The sequence below is a fragment of the Pseudomonas sp. Hz4 genome (genome assembly GCF_054898165.1).
Map to the genome: position 1 here is coordinate 3,743,337 of NZ_CM142719.1, position 21,217 is coordinate 3,764,553.

The window sequence follows — 21,217 nt, forward strand, 5'->3', positions numbered from 1 at the left end:
TCAGGCGCGCATTGCTAGCCCTTCTGAGGAGTCACTTTCATGCGCATCGAGCCGCTAATCCTCACGCTGGTACTTATTCTTGTCATTTTTGCGATAGGGGTAGCCTGGAGCCTTATCGGCTTGTTCAGCAGTTAAGAGTCCGTGTAAAAAAGGGAGGGCATCCATGCCCTCCCCTCCGCTTTCCACGCGTCTGCGACAGTACTGATCAGGACCTCAAGTGGCGAGAATGAAGTCTGCGGCAGTGACGGTTGTTGCATCGGCCACACCAACCAGGCGGATGGAGTCAGGTCCTGCGTAGCTGAGCAAGGTATCCGCACCGACATCGGTGATGATGACGTTGCCGGCAAAGGTCGCAGCAGTGACGCCGAACGCGGAAATATCGAGCCGGTCCTGGCCTCCCACCGCGTCGGCATCGAAGCCGATGATCTGATCGGTCCCGAAGCCCGCTGCGAACATGAAGATATCGTTGCCACTGCTGGCAACCATCATGTCGTTGCCGGCACCGCCAGTGACCGTATCGTTGCCAGTACCGCCATCGATAAAGTCATTGCCAGTGCCGCCGTTCAGGGTATCCGAGCCAATGCCGCCGAACAGTTGGTCGTTGCCGCCGCCACCATTGAGCGTGTCATTACCCACCCCGGCGGTGATGACGTTGTTCAACCCGTTACCGTTGCCGACGAAGTTGCCGACTCCGGTGTAGGTCAGATTTTCGACATTAGCGCCCAGTGTGTAGCTGGCCAGCGAAGTCTGCACGGTGTCCGTACCGCCACCCGCCACCTCGACCACCACGTCTAAGGCTGCATCGACGACGTAGGTATCGTTGCCGGCTCCCCCCAACATCCGGTCAGCACCTGCACCGCCATTGAGGAAGTCGTTACCCACCCCGCCGGTGATGGTGTTGGCCTGCGCGTTACCGGTACCGGTGAAGTTACCGGCGCCCGTATAGGTCAGGTTCTCGACGTTGGCACCGAGCTGGTAGCTCGTCAGGCTGGTTTGCACCAGATCGGTACCACCACCCAGCGCCTCGGTGACAAGGTCACCGACGTTGTCGACCACAAACGTGTCGTTGCCAGCACCGCCGTTCATGGCATCCGCGCCGAGCCCACCGTTGAGGGTGTCGCTGCCGTCCTCGCCATTGAGGACGTCGTTGTCGTCTCCACCGTTGAGGATGTCGTTGCCAGTGCCGCCAAACAACTGGTCGATACCGGCGAGGCCATTCAGCGTATCGTTCCCGCCCAGGCCAAGCAGCACATCGTTGCCTGCGGTGCCGGTGAGGGTGTTCGCCAAATCGTCGCCCTGCAGCACCACGCCCAGTGCCGCAACCGCCACCGTCGCCGCCGAGGTCACCGACTCCAGCGTACCGAAGCCATCGGTGTAGCGCACGATCACTCGCAGTTGCAGATTGACCTGCGCCGCACCAGGGGTGAAGGTCGCAGCGGTCGCGCCGTTGATGTCGGTGAAGGAGGCGCCGATACCTTGCTGCCACTGGAAGCTGAAGGTGCCCAGCCCATCCGGATCGGCAATCCCAGCCGTCAGCGCGGTCAGCACTTGCCCTTGATCCGGTGTCGTATCGCTGATCAGCAACGCGCCTGTCGGTGCATCGTTAACGTTGGCCACCGGCCCCAGGATGTTGGAGGAAGCGCTTTCGGCCGCACCGAAGTCATCCACGTAACCGACCACCACGCGCACCGCCTGGCCGACCTGAGCCTGGCCAAGCGCGAACGTGCTACTGGTAGCTCCGGCGATGTTGACGAAGCCAGGCCCGTTGTTCGCCTGCCATTGGTAGGTGAACTGCGGATTGCTGAGGCCATCAACGTCGATGATACTTGCCGGGTCAGCGGTCAACAGCTGGTTCTGCACGGCAAGCCCGGTGACGGTCGGCCCTTCAGTCGGTGCATCGTTAACGTTGGCCACCGGCCCCAGGATGTTGGACGAAACGCTTTCGGCCACACCGAAGTCATCCACGTATCCGATCACCACGCGCACTTCCTGGTCGACCTGAGTCTGGCCAAGCGCGAACGTGCTACCGGTAGCGCCGGCGATGTTGACGAAGCCAAGCCCGTCGTTCGCCTGCCACTGGTAGGTGAACTGCGGATTTTTGCTCAGGCCATCGAGGTCGATGATGCTCGCCGGGTCAGCGGTCAACAGCTGGTTCTGCACTGCAAGCCCGGTGACGGTCGGCCCTTCGGTCGGCGTACTGTTCCCGGACGAGTCGACGATCTCCAGCGTGCCCTTGGCATCCTGATACACCGCCCGAACGCGGATGTTCAGACCCGCCACATCGTCCGTCACCCGGTAGGTGGTGCCACTCGCCCGAGATGCCTCGCCAGCGGCGACGAAGATGATGTCGTCATAAACCCCCGAGCCGGCAATGGTTTCGACCTGCCAGTAGTAAGCCACCCCACCGGTCACCGCGCCGGTCGGATTGGTCACGCTTTGGTTGTCCGCGTCGTGTACCGCCCGATCACTGACGCGCAACAACTGGCCAGCAACCGGCGTTTCGTCACGCATACCGGTAGCGGCATCGAGGATTGCCAGATGGCCCGATGGGTCGTTGTTTTGCGCGGTCCCCACTCCGGACAACTGCGCAACGTCAGCGAACTGCAGTCGCTCGATGCCCGTCAGGCGATCGACGCCATCACGCCCCGCCACCGAGTCGGTCACAATGACCGTGTCGCCATCGATCTCGACGCCGTATTCCCCCGCAGTACCGGAGAACAGAGCGGTGTCGAAGCTGTCGGTGCCGGTCAGAATCTCCCGCACGATGACCAACTGGCCCGGGTTGTAAGTACCGTTCAGCATAAACGGCACCAGTGGCTCCATGCTGTTGAACGTGGCGATTTCCGCGCCAGTGCCATCAGCGTTCGCCCGTACGCTGATGCGTACGTTCAGCCACTTGTCACCGTCAATAATGTCGTCACCACCGCGACCTTCGATCAGGTCGCTGCCGCTACCGCCGAGGATGATGTTGCCGCCGTTGAAGAACGTCGCTCCGGCGGGCAGCAGATCAGCCAGGCCGTTGATCAGGTTGATGTTGGTCAGCACACTGCCGGTTGCACCCGCAGTGGGCAGCGAGGCGGCATCTTCGTTATCACCGCGCAGGAAGTCACCGTGCGATGACCCCGACAGACCTTCCATGATGTCGAAACGCACCTGCGCCGAAGCACCCGAACCCGGTACCGGCGGAACATTGAAAAAGCGGTCGGTGAAATCGATGGTCACGCCCTGGGCGAGCCCCTTGAAGGTTGCCCAGTCATAGCCGGAGCCGCCGATATAACGGTCACCGAAGCCGAGACTGCCGACCATGATGTCGTCGCCACCTTCGCCGTTGAACTTATCGTTCTCACTACCGCCGATGAACACATCGTGGCCGATGACAGGGTCGTTGCCGAGCGGGTCGAAGTTGTCGCCAGGTGCACCGTCCGAGGTGCCCTTCTCGATCCAGTCGTCGCCTTCGTTGCCCATGTCCTGTTCGTTGGCTTTGCTGCCCAGAATGAAGTCGTTGCCGTGGCCACCAATGGCCTCGGAGGCGTCCTCGCCGGTCACGATGAAGTCATTGCCGAACCCGCCAATGATCAGGTTGACGCCGTTGCCACCGTGCAGCACGTCGTTGCCGTCGCCACCCTGGATGTTATCGTCGCCGCCGCGGTCGCTGATGATGTCGTCGCCGGCGCCACCGCGCAGTTGGTCGTTGCCGTCACCGCCTTCGATGCGATCGTTGCCGCCGTCACCCCAGACCGTGTCATCACCACCACCCGCGATGAGGATGTCTGCATTGTTGGTGCCGCCCAGCACGATGTGCTCTTCACCTGTGTATTTGATGTAGTTGGCATCCGGCCCCGCGGTCAGCGGGTTGTCGCGGAACACCACCTGCTCGCCGTTATCGCCAAGCGGATCGGCGTTGCCCAGGCCATCGTTGTACTGCTTGCTCTGGTCCCTTTCCAGATAGAACGCCGGGTCCGAGAACACCAGCCCCGGCAAGTGCGTGGCCGAGGTGTTGGCCATGATCAGCTTGGCGAACGAGTTGCTTTCCAGTTCGGCGTTCATCGACAGGCCAGCGGTACGCTCTAGATAGTAGAAGCGGTCACCGTCCTGCAGTTTTTCCAACTGGTTCTCGAACACGAAGTTGAAGGTCGAGCCCAACATGCCGCCGAACGGGGTTTTCTCTTCGGCCAGGCCGCCTATCCAGAGGTCGATGGCATCGACACCCGTGACAGTCACACCCTTCAAATCATCGGCAGTACCCAGCAGCCCATCCTTGCCGGCCAGCGTTACATTGGCCCAGGCACCGGTGCCGTTGAGGAAGTCCAGGCGGTCAGCCGGCGCATCAGTACCACCGAATACCAGCGCTATGGCTGCAGCGCGTTTGCCTTCCAGCGTGGTCGCCGCCGTGATCGTGTCATGAGTGCCATAGGCCGCGATGAAGTTGATCAACGACTCCGGATGCTTGAGGTGCTGTACCAGATCGACCCAGCTGATGTAAGGCTTGAGTTGGGTATCACCGGTTTGGCTGTAGATGTCGCGGCGGACCGCATTGAGCGAAGCAATCCCCACGTCGCGGCCACGGGCGATATTGATCGCCGGCAGGTCAAGCGGCAGGCCGAGCAGGTTACTGCGCAGCGCCTCGGTGACGAACTCGTCGATTTCGTTACCGGCTTGCCGGGTCATCCCACGCACGATCGCACTGGTCGCATCCTCGGGCGTTACGCCACTGGCGGCGTACGCCAACGGGTTGAGGAACGCCGCGATCAGGCCGAGTTGCTGATCAGGATCAGCACTGTTCGGATCGCCGACCACGTTGAAGTCGACGTCGAAGCGATCGACGGTCTCGGTCAGCATCGAGTGACCAAACCGGTACACGGTGTGAGCGAACTCGGCGACGATCGAGGCATCGAGGTCAACGTCATAGACCTGGGTCGGTGCGAAGAACAGGTCGACGTTGGGCTGGATGGTCCGGGCAAACTCCTCGAACACCAGGTGCTGATACTGCATCTCGGTGCCGAACTTGGCAGCCTGGAACAAGCGCTCGCCATTCCACACCAGCGCATCGATCTCGACCTGGTTGGCGGGCAACCCGGTCACCGGAGTCAGCAGCCACTCGTTGAGGAAGGCCAGGTCACCCGAATCGAGCACGGTGTCCTTGGTCTGCGCGACCAGCCGATTGTGCTCAGAGTGGAAAATCGCATGCACCGCGGTCAGGCCAATGTTCTCGTTAACTCGGCCGTCGCCAGCGATGTAATGCGCATCGAGCAACTCGTTGTCATAGGCCAGGTTGGCCCCGGTCCGCGGATTGACCGGCACGGCGTTACCAATATCGGAATCCGCGTCAGGCACGAGCACGCCACCGCTGAACACCGGCGCTGCATTGTGGGCAATGTCGGCGAGGAACTGGTGACCGGTGCGCACCGCATTGGTCAGGCTAATGGGGGAAAGCGGATTGCCTTCGACCAGGACGTCATCAGCCGTGCCGCCCAGACCGTCAACCCCCTTCATCACGACCATCGGGAAGCCGTTCGGCCCCTTGATGAAATTGCCGTAGGCGTCGGTCGCCAACAGCGGCGAGTTACCGACGTCGGCATCGGTCAGGCGGATACCCAGGATGTCATTGGCCTGCGCCTTGACCACTTTCCAGGTCGCCATACCACCGATTTCGATGTCGTCTGCAGTCCCAAACTTGCCGTCCGCCCCCAGGTCACGGTTAGTGATCAGCCTGCCGGTCGCGATGGGGCCGTTGTCGGTCAGCTCATAACCGCGCAGGAAAACCTGATGCGACGGGTGCGAGCTGTAGGTCTGGTTTTGGTCCACGAATGGCGAGGTGGTGTTGGTGTGCTCACGGATGTCGTCGGCCGTGCCGAGAACGCCATCCGCCCCTGGCAGGTTGGTCGCGCGGGTCAGCACCATGAAGTTAGTGTTGCCGCCTGGCACATACAGCGGATCATCCGGTTGCAGCGGGATGAAGATGGTGCCCGAACCGCCTTTGGTCAGCAGGTCCAGACCATGATCGAAGAACTGCCCGAAGAAAGTCATCCAGGCGTTGAACGGCGCGGACAACCCCGCATCCGCCGTGGTGTTCTCGAACAGGTACACATCGTGGTCGTCGGCAGTACCGAACTGACCATCCATGCCGGGGCTGGCGACTATCCGTGTGCCATCCTTGAGCACGTCGTCGTTATCCTCCGCGCCGAAGTTGAGCACACCGTCCGCACCCGGGTCGTAAGCCGTGGCATAGGCTGCCGGGTTGTTCGACGTCTGGTCGACGATCAGATTACTGATGGTGCGCGGTTGCGAGTCAAACACGAAGCCGCTGGTCTGCTGATACGACGATCCCGGAATGGCCGGCGAGCCGGGGCCGAAGAAGCCGGCAGGCACACCTTCCGCGGGATTGAAGACTGGATCGGTCAAGCGCGGGAAGGTGTTATCCGCAGCACCAAACTCGGTGTTGTTGATGCCGTTGAGGTTCATCAGGTTGTTGTTCGAGCCATCGACCGCACGCAGGCCCAACGGCGCGCGGATATTCGGGATCAGCGAAAGGATGTCCTGACCTGCCGCGTCCGCCTCGGCAATCTTGATCTGATCAAGGATGAAGTTGAGGTCGGAGCGGACCATGTGAAGGCCCTCGCCACCCTCGGTGGCATTGACGACGGGTGTCGGCGCCGTCGGCACAACCGGCTCGCCGGGTTCCACCACGGCAGTCGGCTGCGAGAACAGCACTTCAGTCGTGCCATGACCATCCTGATAGATCGCCTTGACCCTCAGTGACAGCCCGGCAAGATCAGGCGAGACCTTGAAGGTGGTGCCGTCTGCGCTCTGGAATGCCAGATCACCGGCAGGCAGCAGAATGATGTCTTCGAAAATGCCGGTGCCCGGGTCGGCTTCGAACTGCCAATAGTAGGACACCGTGGCGTTGTTGATAAAACCCTGCAGATTACCCACCGCCATGTTGTTGGCATCGCGCACCCCGGCCACGTTCACCGTCAGCGTGTCGCCCACTGTAATTGCGCCGCCGTTTACATCCGTGACGGTTGGTCTGCCAACGGGTTGTGCATTCAGCCCCGGCACCAGCACTTGCTGGGTATCGACGAACTGCAGGCGTTCGATATGCAGCAAGGTATCAGTGCCGTCGCGACCCACTTCGGTATCGGTCACCGTCCAGACATCGTCCGCCACATTGTCCGTGCCGCGGGTGTCACGCGTCACCACATACTCGGACTGAAGCCCGGAGAAAATGGCGGTGTCGAAGGCCGCCCCGCCTGTCGAGGTGCCGGGCAGGATTTCCCGCACGGCCTTGAGCTGACCCGGGTTATACGTGCCATCGATCATGAACGGAATCATGTCGACCATGCTGTCGAAGCTGGCGATCTCGGGGCCGGTATGATTGACGTCACCGGCGTCATAGACCGCAATCCTGACGTTGAGCCATTTGTCGCCATCGATCAGATCATCACCACCGCGGCCCTCGATCAGGTCACTGCCATTGCCACCCAGGATGATGTTGCCCGTGGCAAAGCCAGTGGTCGGCAAACCGGCGTCGGCCAGAAACTGCTCCAGTCCACGGATCAGCGCCACATTGGTCAGCGCACTGCCCGTGGTGCCACCGTGGTCGACGATAGTGACCGCATTTACATTATCGCCCTTGAGCACATCGCCGAATTGCGAACCAGACAAGCCTTCGACCTCGGCAAAACGGTCGAGGATCGAGGCCGGCGACGCGCCGACCGGGTTGAACGGCCCGTTGTTCTGGTTTGGTGCGTTACCGTGTGGCTGCGCCAGCGCTGCCATGGTCAGGTCAACGGTCACGCCGACCCGGTCATTTTTGTGGGTTACCCAGTCGAAACCGGACATGCCGTCCATATTGTCCTGGGCATCGCTGCCGACAAAGATGTCATCGCCACCCTCGCCGATCATTTCGTCGAAGCCACCACCACCGACAAAGATGTCGTTGCCGATCACATCGTCATTGAGCAACGGCGAGGCGTTATCGCCAGGCGCGCCGTCCTGGGTGCCTTTCTCGATCCAGTCATCGCCTTCGTTGCCGGTGGCTGGCAGGTTGGTCTTGGCACCAAGGATGAAATCGTCACCCTGACCGCCGAAGGTGATGCTGACGTCTTCAGTGGTGATGATGAAGTCCTGGCCATCGCCCCCCAGGATCAGGTTGCCTCCAACCAGCATGCTGCCAGCCACGATCACATCGTTACCGGCATTGCCTTCCAGACGGTTGTCGCCGAACGAGTCGGTAATGATGTCATCGCCCGCGCCGCCCAGTACCGCATCGTTCCCGGCGCCACCTTCGAGGCGGTCGTTGCCGCCGTCGCCGTAAAGGGTGTCATCGCCATCACCGGAGACAATGATGTCATTGCCGGCGGTGCCACCGAGGACGACATGGTCTTCACCGGTGTATTGCAGATAATTACTGTCCGCACCCGCGGTGTTGGGGTTGTCGCGGATCACCAGCGGCACGATTTCCACGCCGTTGATCATCAAGCCGCCCGTCGGATCGGCTTTGCCGCCCGCGCCAAGGTTTGTGAACTGATTGGCCTGATTCACTTCCAGGGTGTATGTCGGCGTCAGGAATACCGTGTTCGACAGGTGAGTGACATCGGAGTTGAGCATGATCAGCTTGGCCAAGGAGTTGTTTTCCAACTCGGTGCCGAAGTTCAGGCCCGCGACGCGCGACAGATAGTAGAAGCGGTCGCCGTCCTGCAACGCCTCCATCTGGGTTTCAAACACGAAGTTGAACGACGAGCCGAGCATCCCGCCGAATGGCATCTTCTGCTCGGCGAGGCCACCGACCCAGAAGTCGATGTCGTCGACGCCCGTGATCGTTACACCCGTCAGGTCATCTGCGGTACCCAGTACCCCGTCCCTGCCGGCCTTCGTTACGTTGGCCCAGGCACCGCTGCCGTTAAGGAAGTCCAGGCGGTCAGCCGGCGAACCGGCACCACCGAACACCAGCGCCAGGGCGGCATCGCGTTTGCCTGCCAGCGTAGTCGCGGCCGTAATGGTGTCATGCGTGCCATAGGCCGCGATGAAGTTGACCAACGACTCGGGGTGCTTAAGGTTGTCCGCCCAGTCAGCCCAACTGATGTACGGCTTGAGTTGGCTGTCACCGGTTGATTCGTAAAACTCACGCCGCGCCTCATTCAACGTGGGGATGCCAGTGTCGCGACCACGCGCCAGGTTCAGGGCCGGCAAATCGAGCGGCAGACCGAGCAGATTGTTGCGCAACGCTTCGGTGACGAACTCGTCGATCTCGTTGCCGAGCTGGCGGGTCACACCGCGAATGATCGCGCCTGCCGCTTCGTCCGCGGTAGCCCCGCTGCCGGCGAACGCCAACGGGTTGAGGAAGGCCGCGATCAGGCCGAGTTGCGAGTCCGGGTTGTTCGGGTCCGTGAGGAGCGGATTGAATTCGGGGTCGAAGCGATCGACGGTCTCGGTCAACATCGAGTGACCAAAGCGGTACACCACGTGGGCGAACTCGGCGAGGATGGCCGGGTTGATCGAGGTGTCATAGCCGTTGGGGGCAAGGAATGCGTCGACCTGCGGCTGAACGGTCCGCGCGAACTCCTCGAACACCAGGTGCTGGTACTGCATCTCGGTGCCGAACTTGGCGGCCTGGAACAGGCGTTCGCCGTCCCACACCAATGCTGCGATTTCGGCGAGTGTAGCCGGTATCGCGGCAACATCGTCGACCAGCCACTCATTGAGGAACGCCAGATCGCCGGCGGCCAGGAGGGTGTCCTTGGATTGCTGGACCAGGCGGTTGTGCTCGGAGTGGAACACATGGTGCACGGCGGTCAGACCGATGTTCTCGTTCGCCCGGCCATCGCCGGCAATGTAGTGAGCGTCGAGCAGTTCGTTGTCGTAAGTCAGGTTTTTGCCGCCCGCGCCAACGGGCTGCGCATTGCCGATATCGGCGTCAGCATCCGCCTGCAGAACCCCGCCGACGGCTACCGGCGCGGCATTGTGGGCGATGTCGTCGAGGAAGCCATGCCCGGTGCTCACGGCGCTGGCCAGACTGATCGGAGCATCCCGGTTGCCTTCGACCAGTTGCGTGACGTCATCAGCCGTCCCGGCGATACCGTCAGCGCCGTTACTGATGCGCATCACCACCTGCGGCATACCGCTCGAGCCTCGCATGAAGTTGCCATACGCATCGGTTGCCAGCAGCGGCACGTTGTGCACATCGGCGTCGGTCAGGTTGATGCCGAGAATGTCACGGGCCTGGGCCTTGACCACTGCCCAGGTCGCCATGCCGCCATTTTCGCCGTCGCCGTCGTCGGCAGTGCCGTACTTGCCATCGGCGCCCAGATCGCGGTTGGTAATCAAGCGCCCCGTAGCAATAGGGTCACCTGCCGCGTTGAGGACGTACTCGCGCAGGAACACCTGATGCGACGGGTGCGAGCTGTAAGTCTGGCTCTGGTCTACGAACGGCGAGGTGGTGTTGGGCTGGCCATCATCGGAAGTGCCGACAATTCCGTCCGCGCCGGCCGTACGCACTGCCCGTGACAGCACCATGAAGTTGGTCGGGCTGCCCGGCACGAACAACGGATCGTCCGGCTGCAACGGAATAAACACAATGTCGGTACTGCTTTTGCTGAGCAGGTCGAGGCCGTGGTCGAAGAACTGGCCAAAGAAGGTCATCCACGAGTTGAAGCCGGCGGTCAGACCGGCGTCCGGCGATTCGTTGGGGATGAAGAACACTTGCTTGTCGTCAGCCGTGCCAAACACACCATCGAAACCTGGGCTGATCACCGAATCGGCACCGCCGTTCGCCGCAACCGCGGCCGGGTTGTTGGCGGTCTGATCATTGATCAGGTTACTGATAATCCGTGGCTGCGGGTCGATCACCGACCCGGTCCCGGCATAGGCCGCTCTATAAGAGGCATCCAGCAGGCGCAGGAAAGAATTATCCGCGGCGCCAAATTCGGTTTGCCCGGCGACCAGGTTGTTGTAGCTGCCATCGACGGTACGCAGGCCGAATGGCACCTGACTGTTGGGTAGCAAATCACTGAGGCTGGCGCCGTCGGCATGCGCTTCTGCGATGAAGATTTGCTTGAGGATGAATTCCAGGTCCGACCTGTTGAAATTGGCCATTTTGATTGCCCTCGATCTCTTTGGGGGAAGGACACGGGACGATAAGAATCCTCCCACGCCCAGTCAGGTGCTGGCTTGCGCAGTGTGTAGGTTCATTTTTTTGGCGAGCGCTGGCACGGAATGGCAGAGCCGATACACGGCCCCCAGTCCGGGATGCGCGCCTGGAATTCGCGAAAGAATGGCTCGCTGAGCGATCAGGCAGAGCGAACCCGAGCCCTGGGTGGGCCATGGAAACTTGAAGAAAAGGCGAACTTTTGGCACAGCCCCTTCACTGTGCAAAAGAACGAAATAATCGACATGGTGTGCTCCTTCGGGAACATCATCGCGCCTTGCGTTGCCAAAAAGTTGACAGGCTTGAGGCGGGCGGTTCCCTCAATGAGTAAGACTAAAGGTGCATAGCAAAAAATTGTCAATTTTACGACGCATAAAACAGACGATTGGTAACTGATCTCTCAACTAGCTGTTTTTAAAACACTTATAGGCAGTTCATCGCAGCATTAGAGCGAAACGTTATTTCAGATTGTGTCGACGCCACCTACGCTGCTGCCTATGGAAGCAACGCAGAGATTTGCAGGAGATCCGCCCTAGAGCGACCACCCTGCTTATCGACCAGCTGCCTGCGGACTACATCTGTTAGCTGTTGCGCCGCAAGGGCCAACGGCTTTTCGAAGAGGGGTCACCCAAATGCACAAACAGTCGAGCAGTCGATCCGAACTGGCTGACGCGCTTTTTCGACTCCGCCGCAGTTTTTACTCGTTAGCAGGATTCAGCGGCGTCATCAACGTCATGATGTTGACGCCAGCCATCTATATGCTGCAAGTCTATGATCGGGCCTTGGTCAGTCGAAACGTCACAACGTTGACGATGTTGACCATTCTGGTAATAGGCCTGTTCTTGCTGATGGCCACGCTGGAAATGTTCCGCACCCGTGTGCTGATCCGGGTCGGCAACCGCCTCGACATGGACCTCAATCGACGCATTTTCACCGCAGCATTCGAGCGCAACCTGAGCCGCGCCGGAGGTAATCCGGCCCAGGCCCTGCAGGATCTCGCGCAGGTGCGTCAGTTCCTCACCGGCAATGGCCTGTTCGCTTTCTTTGATGCGCCATGGACGCCGATCTACCTGCTGGTCGCCTATCTGATCCACCCGCTGCTCGGACTGATCACGCTGATCGGCTCGCTGATTCTGGTGGGCCTGGCTTATCTCACCGAGAAGGCGACGCAAAAGCCGCTGGCCGAAGCCAATCAGGCCGCCCTCTCCTCCGCCAGCTACGCCAACAACAACCTGCGCAACGCCGAGGTCATCGAGGCCATGGGCATGCTGCCGTCGATCGGCAAACGCTGGTACCAAAGCCATTTGCGCATTCTGGAAATGCAGACCCTGGCCTCAGACCGTGCCGCCCTGATCAGCAGCACCGGGCGCTTCGTGCGTATTACATTGCAGTCGCTGATCCTCGGCGCCGGCGCGCTGCTGGCGATCGAAGGCAAGATCACCCCCGGGATGATGATTGCTTGCTCGATCCTCACCGGCCGCGCGCTGGCCCCGGTGGAACAAGTCATCGCGTCGTGGAAGCAGCTGATTGGCTGCCGTTCGGCTTGGGGGCGGTTGAACGAGATGCTGAGTGACTATCCGCGCCGGCCACCGAGCATGTCGCTGCAGCGGCCGCTGGGCATGGTGGCAGTGGAGAATGTGTATGCCGGTGCCCCCGGCACCAGCAACACGATTCTGCGCGGGGTGAGCTTCAACCTTTCCCCCGGCGAAAGCCTTGGCATTATCGGTCCATCCGCCTCGGGCAAATCCACCCTCGCCCGCCTGTTGGTCGGCGTCTGGCCGGCACAGGCCGGCAAGGTGCGCCTGGACGGCGCGGACATATTCACCTGGAACAAGGGCGAACTTGGCCCCTGGCTCGGTTACCTGCCACAGGACGTGGAGCTGTTCGAGGGCACCATCGCCGACAACATTGCGCGCTTTGGCGAAGTGGACAGCGACGCGGTCATCCGCGCCGCACGAACGACTGGAGTGCACGAGATGATCCTGCGTTTAGCGCAGGGTTATGAGACCCATCTGGGCACCGATGGCAGTCCGCTTTCCGGTGGCCAGAAGCAACGCATCGCCTTGGCCCGCGCGCTTTATGGAGAACCCAATCTGATTGTGCTGGATGAGCCGAACGCCAACCTCGACGACGTCGGTGAAAAGGCCTTGGTCGATGCGCTGGCCCAACTCAAAAACCGCGGCGCTACCGTCATTCTGATTTCCCACCGTCCCAATGTGCTCTGCGCCGTCGATAAGGTGCTGATGCTGCGCGACGGTGGCGTGCAGATGCTCGGCACTCGCGACGAAGTATTCGCAGCGCTGCGCAAGGCCAGTGTGATGCCTGCAGGCGCGTCAACTCCGCTGGCCTCCGTCAAAGCACGGGAGTAACCGATCATGCAAATGAGCCAACACACCGACATGATTCATTCCGACCCCAGGCACCTGGTGGATCTGGACGTCGGAAAACCCATGCGCTGGGGCATGTGGCTGGTGCTCGCCGGCTTCGGCGGCTTCCTTCTGTGGTCCTGGCTGGCGCCGCTGGATGCCGGCGTGGTCGCGACAGGCACGGTCAAAGTCACCAGCAATCGCAAAGCCGTACAGCATCTGAGCGGCGGCACCGTGGAGGCCATTCTTGTTCGCGAAGGCGATGCGGTGAAAAAAGGCCAGGAGGTGGTCCGTCTCGACTCGCTGCGTGCCGTTGCCGAACAGGGTGCGGTCAGCGCCCAGTACATCGTCAGCAAGACGGTGGAAAACCGCCTGGAAGCGGAACGTGACGGCCGCGATGTGGTGAACTACGACCCCGAATTGCTCAAGCGCTTCGGGAATGACCACCGCCTGGTGGCCGCCATGAATCTGCAACAACGTCTGCTGGACACCCGGCGCGCCGGCCTCGCTGGCGAAATCAGCATCCTGCAGGAAAACCTCGCGGCGTCGGCGGTTCAGCTCAAGGGACTGCAGCAGGTCTATGGCTCCCGCGCCTCGCAGATCAACTTCCTCAACCAGGAACTAAAAGGCACCCGCGTGCTGGCGGCCGAAGGCTATGTGCCGCGCAACCGTCTGCTTGAACTGGAACGCAGCAATGCCGACCTCTCCGCTGGCCAGGCCGAGAACCTCAATAACATCGCTCGCATACGTAGCCAGACCACCGAAATCAAGCTGCGCATCCTGCAGCGCCAGCACGATTACCAGAAGGAAGTCGAATCGCTGCTCACCGACACCGCCAAGGAAAACACCACCCTGGCCGACCGCTTGCGTGCGCTGGACTATGAAGTGACCCACACGGTAATCCGCTCGCCGATCGATGGCATCGTCCAGTCCCTGAGCATTGCGACCATCGGCGGGATCATTCAGCCCGGCTTCAAGATCATGGAAATCGTTCCGGACAACGAACCGCTGCAGGTCGACGCGATGATTCCCGTGCAGGCGATCGACAAGATGTTCCCCGGCCTGGCCGTAGACATTGCCTTCCCTGCCTTCAACCATGCCCAGACGCCGAACATACCCGGCCGCGTGAAAACCGTTTCCGCCGACCGCCTGCTCGACGAGGAAAGCAAGGAACCGTTCTACCTGGCTCAGGTAGAAGTCACGCCCGATGGTATGAGCCTTCTTGGCAGCAATCACATTCGCCCCGGCATGCCCGCCAGCGTCACCATCAAGACGGGCGAGCGCAACATGATGAGCTATCTTCTAAAACCGATGCTCGAACGTGTCGACAGCTCCTTCAAGGAACAATGAAATGGACCGTCCTTGCCTGTTCTTTTGCCTGCTAGCGGTGTCCCTCCCGGCCAGCGCCATGGACCTCAAACAAGCCTGGGATCTGTTGCAGTATCAAGGCCCTGTCTATCGCGCCGCCGTGCATGAAAAGGAGGCCGGTGTGGAAAACCGCGCCATCGGCATGGCGGGTTTGCTACCGCAGATCAGTGCCTCGGCCTACGACAACAAGGTCAATGGCACCCAGCGCCAGAGCGGCGTCGAAAGGGATCTCGACTACGACTCAAAGGGCGCTAACGTGCGCTTGCGCCAGCCGCTGTTCAACAAACAGAAAATGGCCGAGTACCGCCAAGGTAAACAGCGTGCCGACTACAGCGTCTCAGTGTTCGATGCCAAGAGTCAGGACGCCGCGGTGCGCCTCGCCGAAAGCTATTTCGACGTGCTTTTGGCCAGCGAAACCATCGTCCTCGCCAAGTCCAAGCTGAGCGCCTTCGATGAGCAACTCGCCTCGGCGAAACGGCGCATGGAGCTGGGGGCCGGCACTGTCACCGACATCGACGAGTCGGTCGCTCGCCGCGACCTCGCCGCGGTTGAGCTGATCGAAGCGCAGGACAACCTGGTCAATGCGCGCCGCAAGCTTGAGGAGCACATCGGAGAAACCCCCGAATCCCTGACCACCTTGCGTCCGAACTTCAATACGCCACCGCTGCTACCGAGCAACCTGCAGGACTGGTTGGTCAAAGCCCAGAGCGACAGCCCGCTGATCCATGCGCGCCGTCATAGCAGCGACCTCGCCGAAGAAGAAGTAAAGCGCGCCAGGGCCGGCCACTGGCCGACACTGGATTTCGTTGCCGGCTACACCGCGGGCGATAGTCAATCAATCTCCGAGCTCAATCAACGCAACCGCTACGGCTCAATCGGGCTGGAAGTAAACCTCCCGTTGTACAACGGGGGTGGCACCAGCGCGTTGACACGCCAGGCGAGTGCCAATAGCTATAAGGCCCTGGACGAACTCGACGCCACGCGCCAGGAAGTCATCTCCGGCACCACCCGTGAGTATCGCGGCGTACAGAGCGGCGCCACCCGTATTCAAGCGCTGGAGAGGGCCGTGGAGTCCAACGAACGTTCGCTGACTTCAACACGCAAAGGCTTCAAAGAAGGAGGCACCAGCACCAACTCGGATGTCCTCAATGCCGAAGAGCTGCTCTTCGTTGCCCGCCACGATCTGTTCGAGGCCAAGCTGCGCTACTTGATGTCGCGCCTGCGTCTGGCCTCTTCGGTGGGCAGTCTGGGCGACGACGATATCGACCACATCAACGACTACCTCGGCCCGGAACTGTTGGTCACCCACTGACGTTCGCAATTTCAGCATGAGACCCAGGAAGTCATTTCCGGGCTCTCTACCTGCTGACGCCCTCCTCTGCGTTTCTGAGCGGACGCTAATCGTAGAACGGCGCAACCAACGCCCGACTGCCGACGAAAAAGCTGTCGGCAACCAGTCGCAGCGGCTGGAGGTCCAGGTCACTGGCTTTGTCGTTAATCAGCTGTTGGAAATGTCGATACACCGCCGAGTACTCACCCTCCTCCGATACGGCTTGGCGCACGCCGTCGATACTCAACAGGGCGCCACCGTTATCCAGTCGCAGGATGCCTTCGGTGCAGCGAATCTCGATACTCCAGAGTTCGTCGTGACCGTGGTCGAAATCGAACTCCGCGCGGACATCGAGGTGGTGCGCGTCAGACATTTTAATGGAAGCGGCGATAGGCGACTGGCAGTTGCTGGGGACTCGCAGTTCGGCAGACTCGACAAACAGCGGCAGCGCCAGCAGATGGGTTGCAATCGACAAGGCATTGATGCCGGGATCGAAGACGCCCAAACCTCCGGGTTGCCAGATCCATGCCTGGCCTGGGTGCCACTTGCGCACGTCTTCCTTCCAGTCGATCTGTACGCTTCGCAGGGTGCGGTTGGCCAGCCAGTTGCGGGCGGCTTCAATGCCGGGTGCGTAGCGTGAATGCCAGGCGAACAGACCGCTGACGCCTTGCTCATCCGCCTGATTCACCAACGCCATCGCTTCACCCAACGTGGCGCACGGCGGTTTTTCGACCAGCACATGTTTGCCAGCGGCCAGCGCTTGTTGCACCAGAACGAAGCGTCCTTGCGGCGGTGTGCAAAACGCAATCGCATCGACGGACGGGCCGTTTTCGAGCAGTTCGCTCAGGGACTGAAAGTTCGCTACCCCGGCGCAGGGCTGCCCTTGCGTTGCGACAGATACCAACTGGAACGCGGGGTTGGCGTTGATAGCTGGAACGTGTTGATCCTGGGCAATCTTGCCGTAGCCCACCAGACCGAGACGGATCGGTTGCATCAATGACTCCTGGTCTTTTGTTTTATCTTGGGAAGCGAACTGGCAAGGTTACGTTTGTATAGCGGGGAAGTCATTGATGACATGCTTTCGGATGCGCAGCTGATAGACCCCCAAAAAATGAATCCGACGTGTTCAGGTCTGCTCCGCAGCCCAGCGGGAGCAAGTTCCCTCGCCACAGGAACGGTGTCAGTCTTGAGATTTGCGCGGCCAACAAGTGCTGAATACCAGACACAAAAAAGCCCACTGACCGTTACCGGTTCAGTGGGCTTTTCGATTACGCCTCTAGTTACAGAGCCATATCACGAGCAGCATTAGCCTTCGGCGCCTTCGGCGCCTTAGGCGCTTCCGCCGGAGCAGCAGCCGAGGCCACCGCCTGACCCATCACCGGCGGCGGAGTCAGCTGCAACACCTTGGCGGTGTAAGCCCACTCCTGTGCAACCTTTTCAGGACTGCTATTGAGCTGAGTGCCATAACTCGGCACGATCTGATGCAGCTTTTCCTGCCAGGCCGGCGTTGCAACCTTGTCCTTGAACACTTTCTGCAGCACGGTCAGCATGATCGGTGCAGCAGTCGAAGCGCCCGGCGATGCGCCCAGCAAACCAGCGATGGTGCCGTCTGCGGAAGCAACGATTTCAGTACCCAACTTCAGCACACCACCGGCCGCTTCATCGCGTTTGATGATTTGCACGCGCTGGCCGGCTTGCCACAGGCGCCAGTCTTCTGCCTTGGCGTTCGGGAAGTATTCTTTCAGGGCGTTGAGGCGGTCTTCGTCAGACAGCATCAGTTGGCTGGCAAGGTACTCGACCAGCGGGTATTCCTTGATGCCGACTTTGGTCATTGGCCACACGTTGTGCGTGGTGGTGGTGGTCAGCAGGTCCAGGTACGAGCCTTCTTTCAGGAACTTGGTGCTGAAGGTCGCGAATGGGCCAAACAGGATGACGCGCTTGCCGTCCAGGACACGGGTGTCCAGGTGCGGAACCGACATTGGCGGTGCGCCAACGGAGGCTTTGCCGTAGGCCTTGGCCAGGTGTTGCTCGGCGAGGGTCGGGTTTTCGGTGACGAGGAACGAGCCGCCTACCGGGAAGCCTGCGTATTCCTTGGCTTCAGGAATGCCCGATTTCTGCAGCAGGTGCAGTGCACCGCCGCCCGCGCCGATGAACACGAACTTGGCGTCGGTTTCGGATTTGCTGCCGTCTTTCAGGTTTTTGTAGCTGACGCGCCAGCTGCCGTCTTCATTCTTGGTGATGTCTTGCACTTCGCTGGACAGTTTCAAGTCGAATTTTGGCGTGGTTTGCAGGTGCGCAACGAACTGGCGGGTGATCTCGCCAAAGTTGACGTCGGTGCCGATCGGGCTCCAGGTGGCCGCGATTTTCTGGTTCGGGTCACGCCCTTCCATCATCAGCGGAACCCACTTCTTGATCACAGCCGGGTCTTCGGAGTACTGCATACCGGCGAACAGCGGGCTCGCTTGCAGGGCTTCGTAACGCTTCTTCAGGAATTTGATGTTGTCATCGCCCCACACAAAGCTCATGTGCGGCGTGGAGTTGATGAACGAACGCGGGTTTTTCAGCACGCCTTGTTGAACTTGCCAGGCCCAGAACTGACGGGAGATCTGGAAGGCTTCGTTGATTTCAACGGCTTTCGGGATCTGAACGTTGCCCTTGTCGTCTTCCGGGGTGTAGTTCAGCTCAGCCAGCGCGGAGTGACCGGTACCGGCGTTGTTCCAGCCATTGGAGCTTTCCAGGGCGACGCCGTCGAGGCGCTCGATCATTTCCATCGAAGTGCCGGGTTCCAGCTCATTGAGCCAAACACCCAGGGTCGCGCTCATGATGCCGCCGCCGATCAGCAGTACATCAACTTTCTTTGCCTCTTCCGCGTGAACGGACGTGATCCCCATCGACAAAGCCAGCCCCAGCAGGGCCGTGTTCATTTTTTTAAACATGTGTAGCACCTATGATAAAAGCCATCCGCCCTTCCATCTTCACTTACGAGCCCTTTGTTTACGGCATTCAGGCAGGATGTCGTGGGTTCTCGCACATGACGATTGGAGGGAGGGCACACAAGGCCGACGTGTCTCCATCGACCTCAGTTTATATGTCCCTACTGAACTGACTTTTTATCATTATTGGCTTCAGCTACTTGAGCGACAGTGATTCTGTTGGCGCGTCTCAAGGACGCGCAAACTGAATAGGTCAAAGCAAGTTGAGGCGAAGAATATCACGACCGGACAAACCCGCGCGTCTGTTGCCGACTTGATAGTCCGGGCACGGGCGCCGGGTCCACTATACTGATCCTGATTTTTCTCGTGAGCCGGTGAGGAGCAGTCATGAGCGACAAAGACGATTTGCGCAAATATTCCTCCCATGTGGTCGACGGCGTGGAGCGCACGCCCGGCCGCGCGATGCTGCGGGCCGTGGGTTTCACGGACGAAGACTTCAAAAAACCGCAGATCGGCATCGCCTCCACATGGGCGATGGTCACGCCCTGCAACATGCACATCGACAAGCTGGCCATTGAAGCCGAAAAAGGCGCGAATGCCGCCGGCGCCAAGGGCGTCATTTTCAACACCATCACCATATCCGACGGCATCGCCAACGGCACCGAGGGCATGAAGTATTCGCTGGTGTCGCGCGAAGTGATCGCCGATTCCATTGAAGTCGTGGCCGGCTGCGAAGGCTTTGACGGTCTGGTGACCGTGGGGGGTTGTGACAAGAACATGCCGGGCTGCCTGATCGGTATGGCGCGGCTGAATCGCCCTTCCATCTTCGTCTATGGCGGCACCATCCGGCCGGGCGCCGGTCACACCGATATCATCTCTGTGTTCGAGGCCGTGGGTCAGCACGCGCGGGGGGTTATAAGCGAGATTCAGGTCAAGCACATCGAGGAAGTGGCGATTCCCGGCCCCGGTTCCTGCGGCGGCATGTACACAGCCAACACCATGGCGTCCGCCATTGAGGCGTTGGGCATGAGCCTGCCCGGTTCCAGCTCTCAGGACGCCGTCGGCAGCGCCAAGGCTTCAGACAGTTTCCGCGCTGGCCAGCAAGTGATGGAGCTGCTCAAGCTGGACCTCAAACCGCGCGACATCATGACCCGCAAAGCCTTTGAAAATGCGATTCGGGTAGTGATCGCCCTCGCTGGCTCGACCAATGCCGTGCTGCATCTGCTGGCCATGGCGCATGCCGTGGATGTCGAGCTGACGCTGGATGATTTCGTCGAGCTGGGCAAGGTTTCCCCGGTGGTGGCCGACCTGCGCCCCAGCGGCAAATACATGATGAGCGAACTGGTTGCCATCGGCGGCATCCAGCCGCTGATGAAGCGCATGCTCGCCGCCGGCATGCTGCATGGCGATGCGCTGACGGTCACCGGCAAAACGCTGGCCGAAAACCTGGAAAGCGTGCCCGACTACCCCGAGGGTCAGGACGTGATCCTGCCCTTCGACCAGCCGATCAAAAAGGACTCGCACTTGGTGGTGCTGCGCGGCAACCTCTCGCCCACCGGCGCGGTGGCCAAGATCACCGGCAAGGAAGGCTTGCGCTTTGAAGGCACGGCTCGTGTGTATCACGGCGAGGAAGGTGCGTTGGCGGGCATTCTAAACGGCGAAGTCAAGGCCGGCGATGTGATCGTGATCCGCTACGAAGGTCCCAAGGGAGGGCCCGGCATGCGCGAAATGCTTTCGCCCACGTCGGCGGTCATGGGCAAGGGGTTGGGCAAGGACGTTGCGCTCATCACCGACGGCCGCTTCTCCGGCGGTTCACATGGGTTTGTGGTGGGGCATATCACGCCCGAAGCCTTTGATGGCGGGCCGATCGCGCTGATTGAAGACGGCGACAAGATCACCATCGATGCCGAAACACGGCAGATTACGGTCGATGTCTCCGACACCGAGCTGGCCGAGCGCAAAACCCGCTGGGTGCGCCCGGAATCCAAGTACAAACGCGGGGTGTTGGCCAAGTACGCGAAGACCGTGTCCAGCGCCTCGGAAGGCGCCGTCACGGATAAATACCTCTAACGCC

Annotated in this window: 7 protein-coding genes; 4 read left to right on the plus strand and 3 right to left on the minus strand. The window is 60.6% G+C overall.

Annotated features, from left to right (window positions below; genetic code table 11):
- Window positions 1-213: 213 nt before the first annotated feature.
- A complete protein-coding gene (locus ACYZTR_RS17045; RefSeq protein ID WP_461972712.1) occupies window positions 214-11,094 on the minus strand; it encodes a peroxidase family protein in 10,881 nt (3,626 codons plus the stop codon).
- A gap of 684 nt (window positions 11,095-11,778) precedes the next feature.
- Between ACYZTR_RS17045 and ACYZTR_RS17050 the strand changes: the two genes are divergently transcribed.
- Genes ACYZTR_RS17050 through ACYZTR_RS17060 form a run of 3 tightly spaced genes read left to right on the plus strand, consistent with a single transcriptional unit; the run spans window position 11,779 to window position 16,192 of the window.
- Window positions 11,779-13,515, plus strand: a complete 1,737-nt coding sequence (locus tag ACYZTR_RS17050; protein WP_461972714.1) for a type I secretion system permease/ATPase — start codon at window positions 11,779-11,781, stop codon at window positions 13,513-13,515.
- Between the two features lie 6 nt (window positions 13,516-13,521).
- Window positions 13,522-14,862: an HlyD family type I secretion periplasmic adaptor subunit gene (locus ACYZTR_RS17055; protein WP_461972716.1), complete on the plus strand. Its 1,341-nt coding sequence runs from the start codon at window positions 13,522-13,524 to the stop codon at window positions 14,860-14,862.
- A 1-nt stretch (window position 14,863) separates the two neighbouring features.
- Entirely contained in the window at window positions 14,864-16,192 is a 1,329-nt protein-coding gene (locus tag ACYZTR_RS17060) for a TolC family outer membrane protein (protein ID WP_461972718.1), read from the plus strand.
- Window positions 16,193-16,277: 85 nt separating this feature from the next.
- On the opposite strand, the gene ACYZTR_RS17065 is transcribed toward ACYZTR_RS17060, so the two are convergent.
- Window positions 16,278-17,204 (minus strand): Gfo/Idh/MocA family protein, encoded by a 927-nt coding sequence (locus ACYZTR_RS17065; protein WP_461972720.1) that lies wholly within the window; start codon window positions 17,202-17,204, stop codon window positions 16,278-16,280.
- Window positions 17,205-17,490: 286 nt separating this feature from the next.
- The gene (gene mqo, locus ACYZTR_RS17070) at window positions 17,491-19,146 is read right to left on the minus strand and encodes a malate dehydrogenase (quinone) (RefSeq protein WP_461972722.1); all 1,656 of its coding nucleotides are present in this window, start codon (window positions 19,144-19,146) and stop codon (window positions 17,491-17,493) included.
- 384 nt (window positions 19,147-19,530) lie between these two features.
- Here mqo and ilvD point away from each other — a divergent pair, with 384 nt between their 5' ends.
- Window positions 19,531-21,213: a dihydroxy-acid dehydratase gene (gene ilvD, locus ACYZTR_RS17075; protein WP_461972724.1), complete on the plus strand. Its 1,683-nt coding sequence runs from the start codon at window positions 19,531-19,533 to the stop codon at window positions 21,211-21,213.
- The last annotated feature ends 4 nt before the right edge of the window (window positions 21,214-21,217 follow it).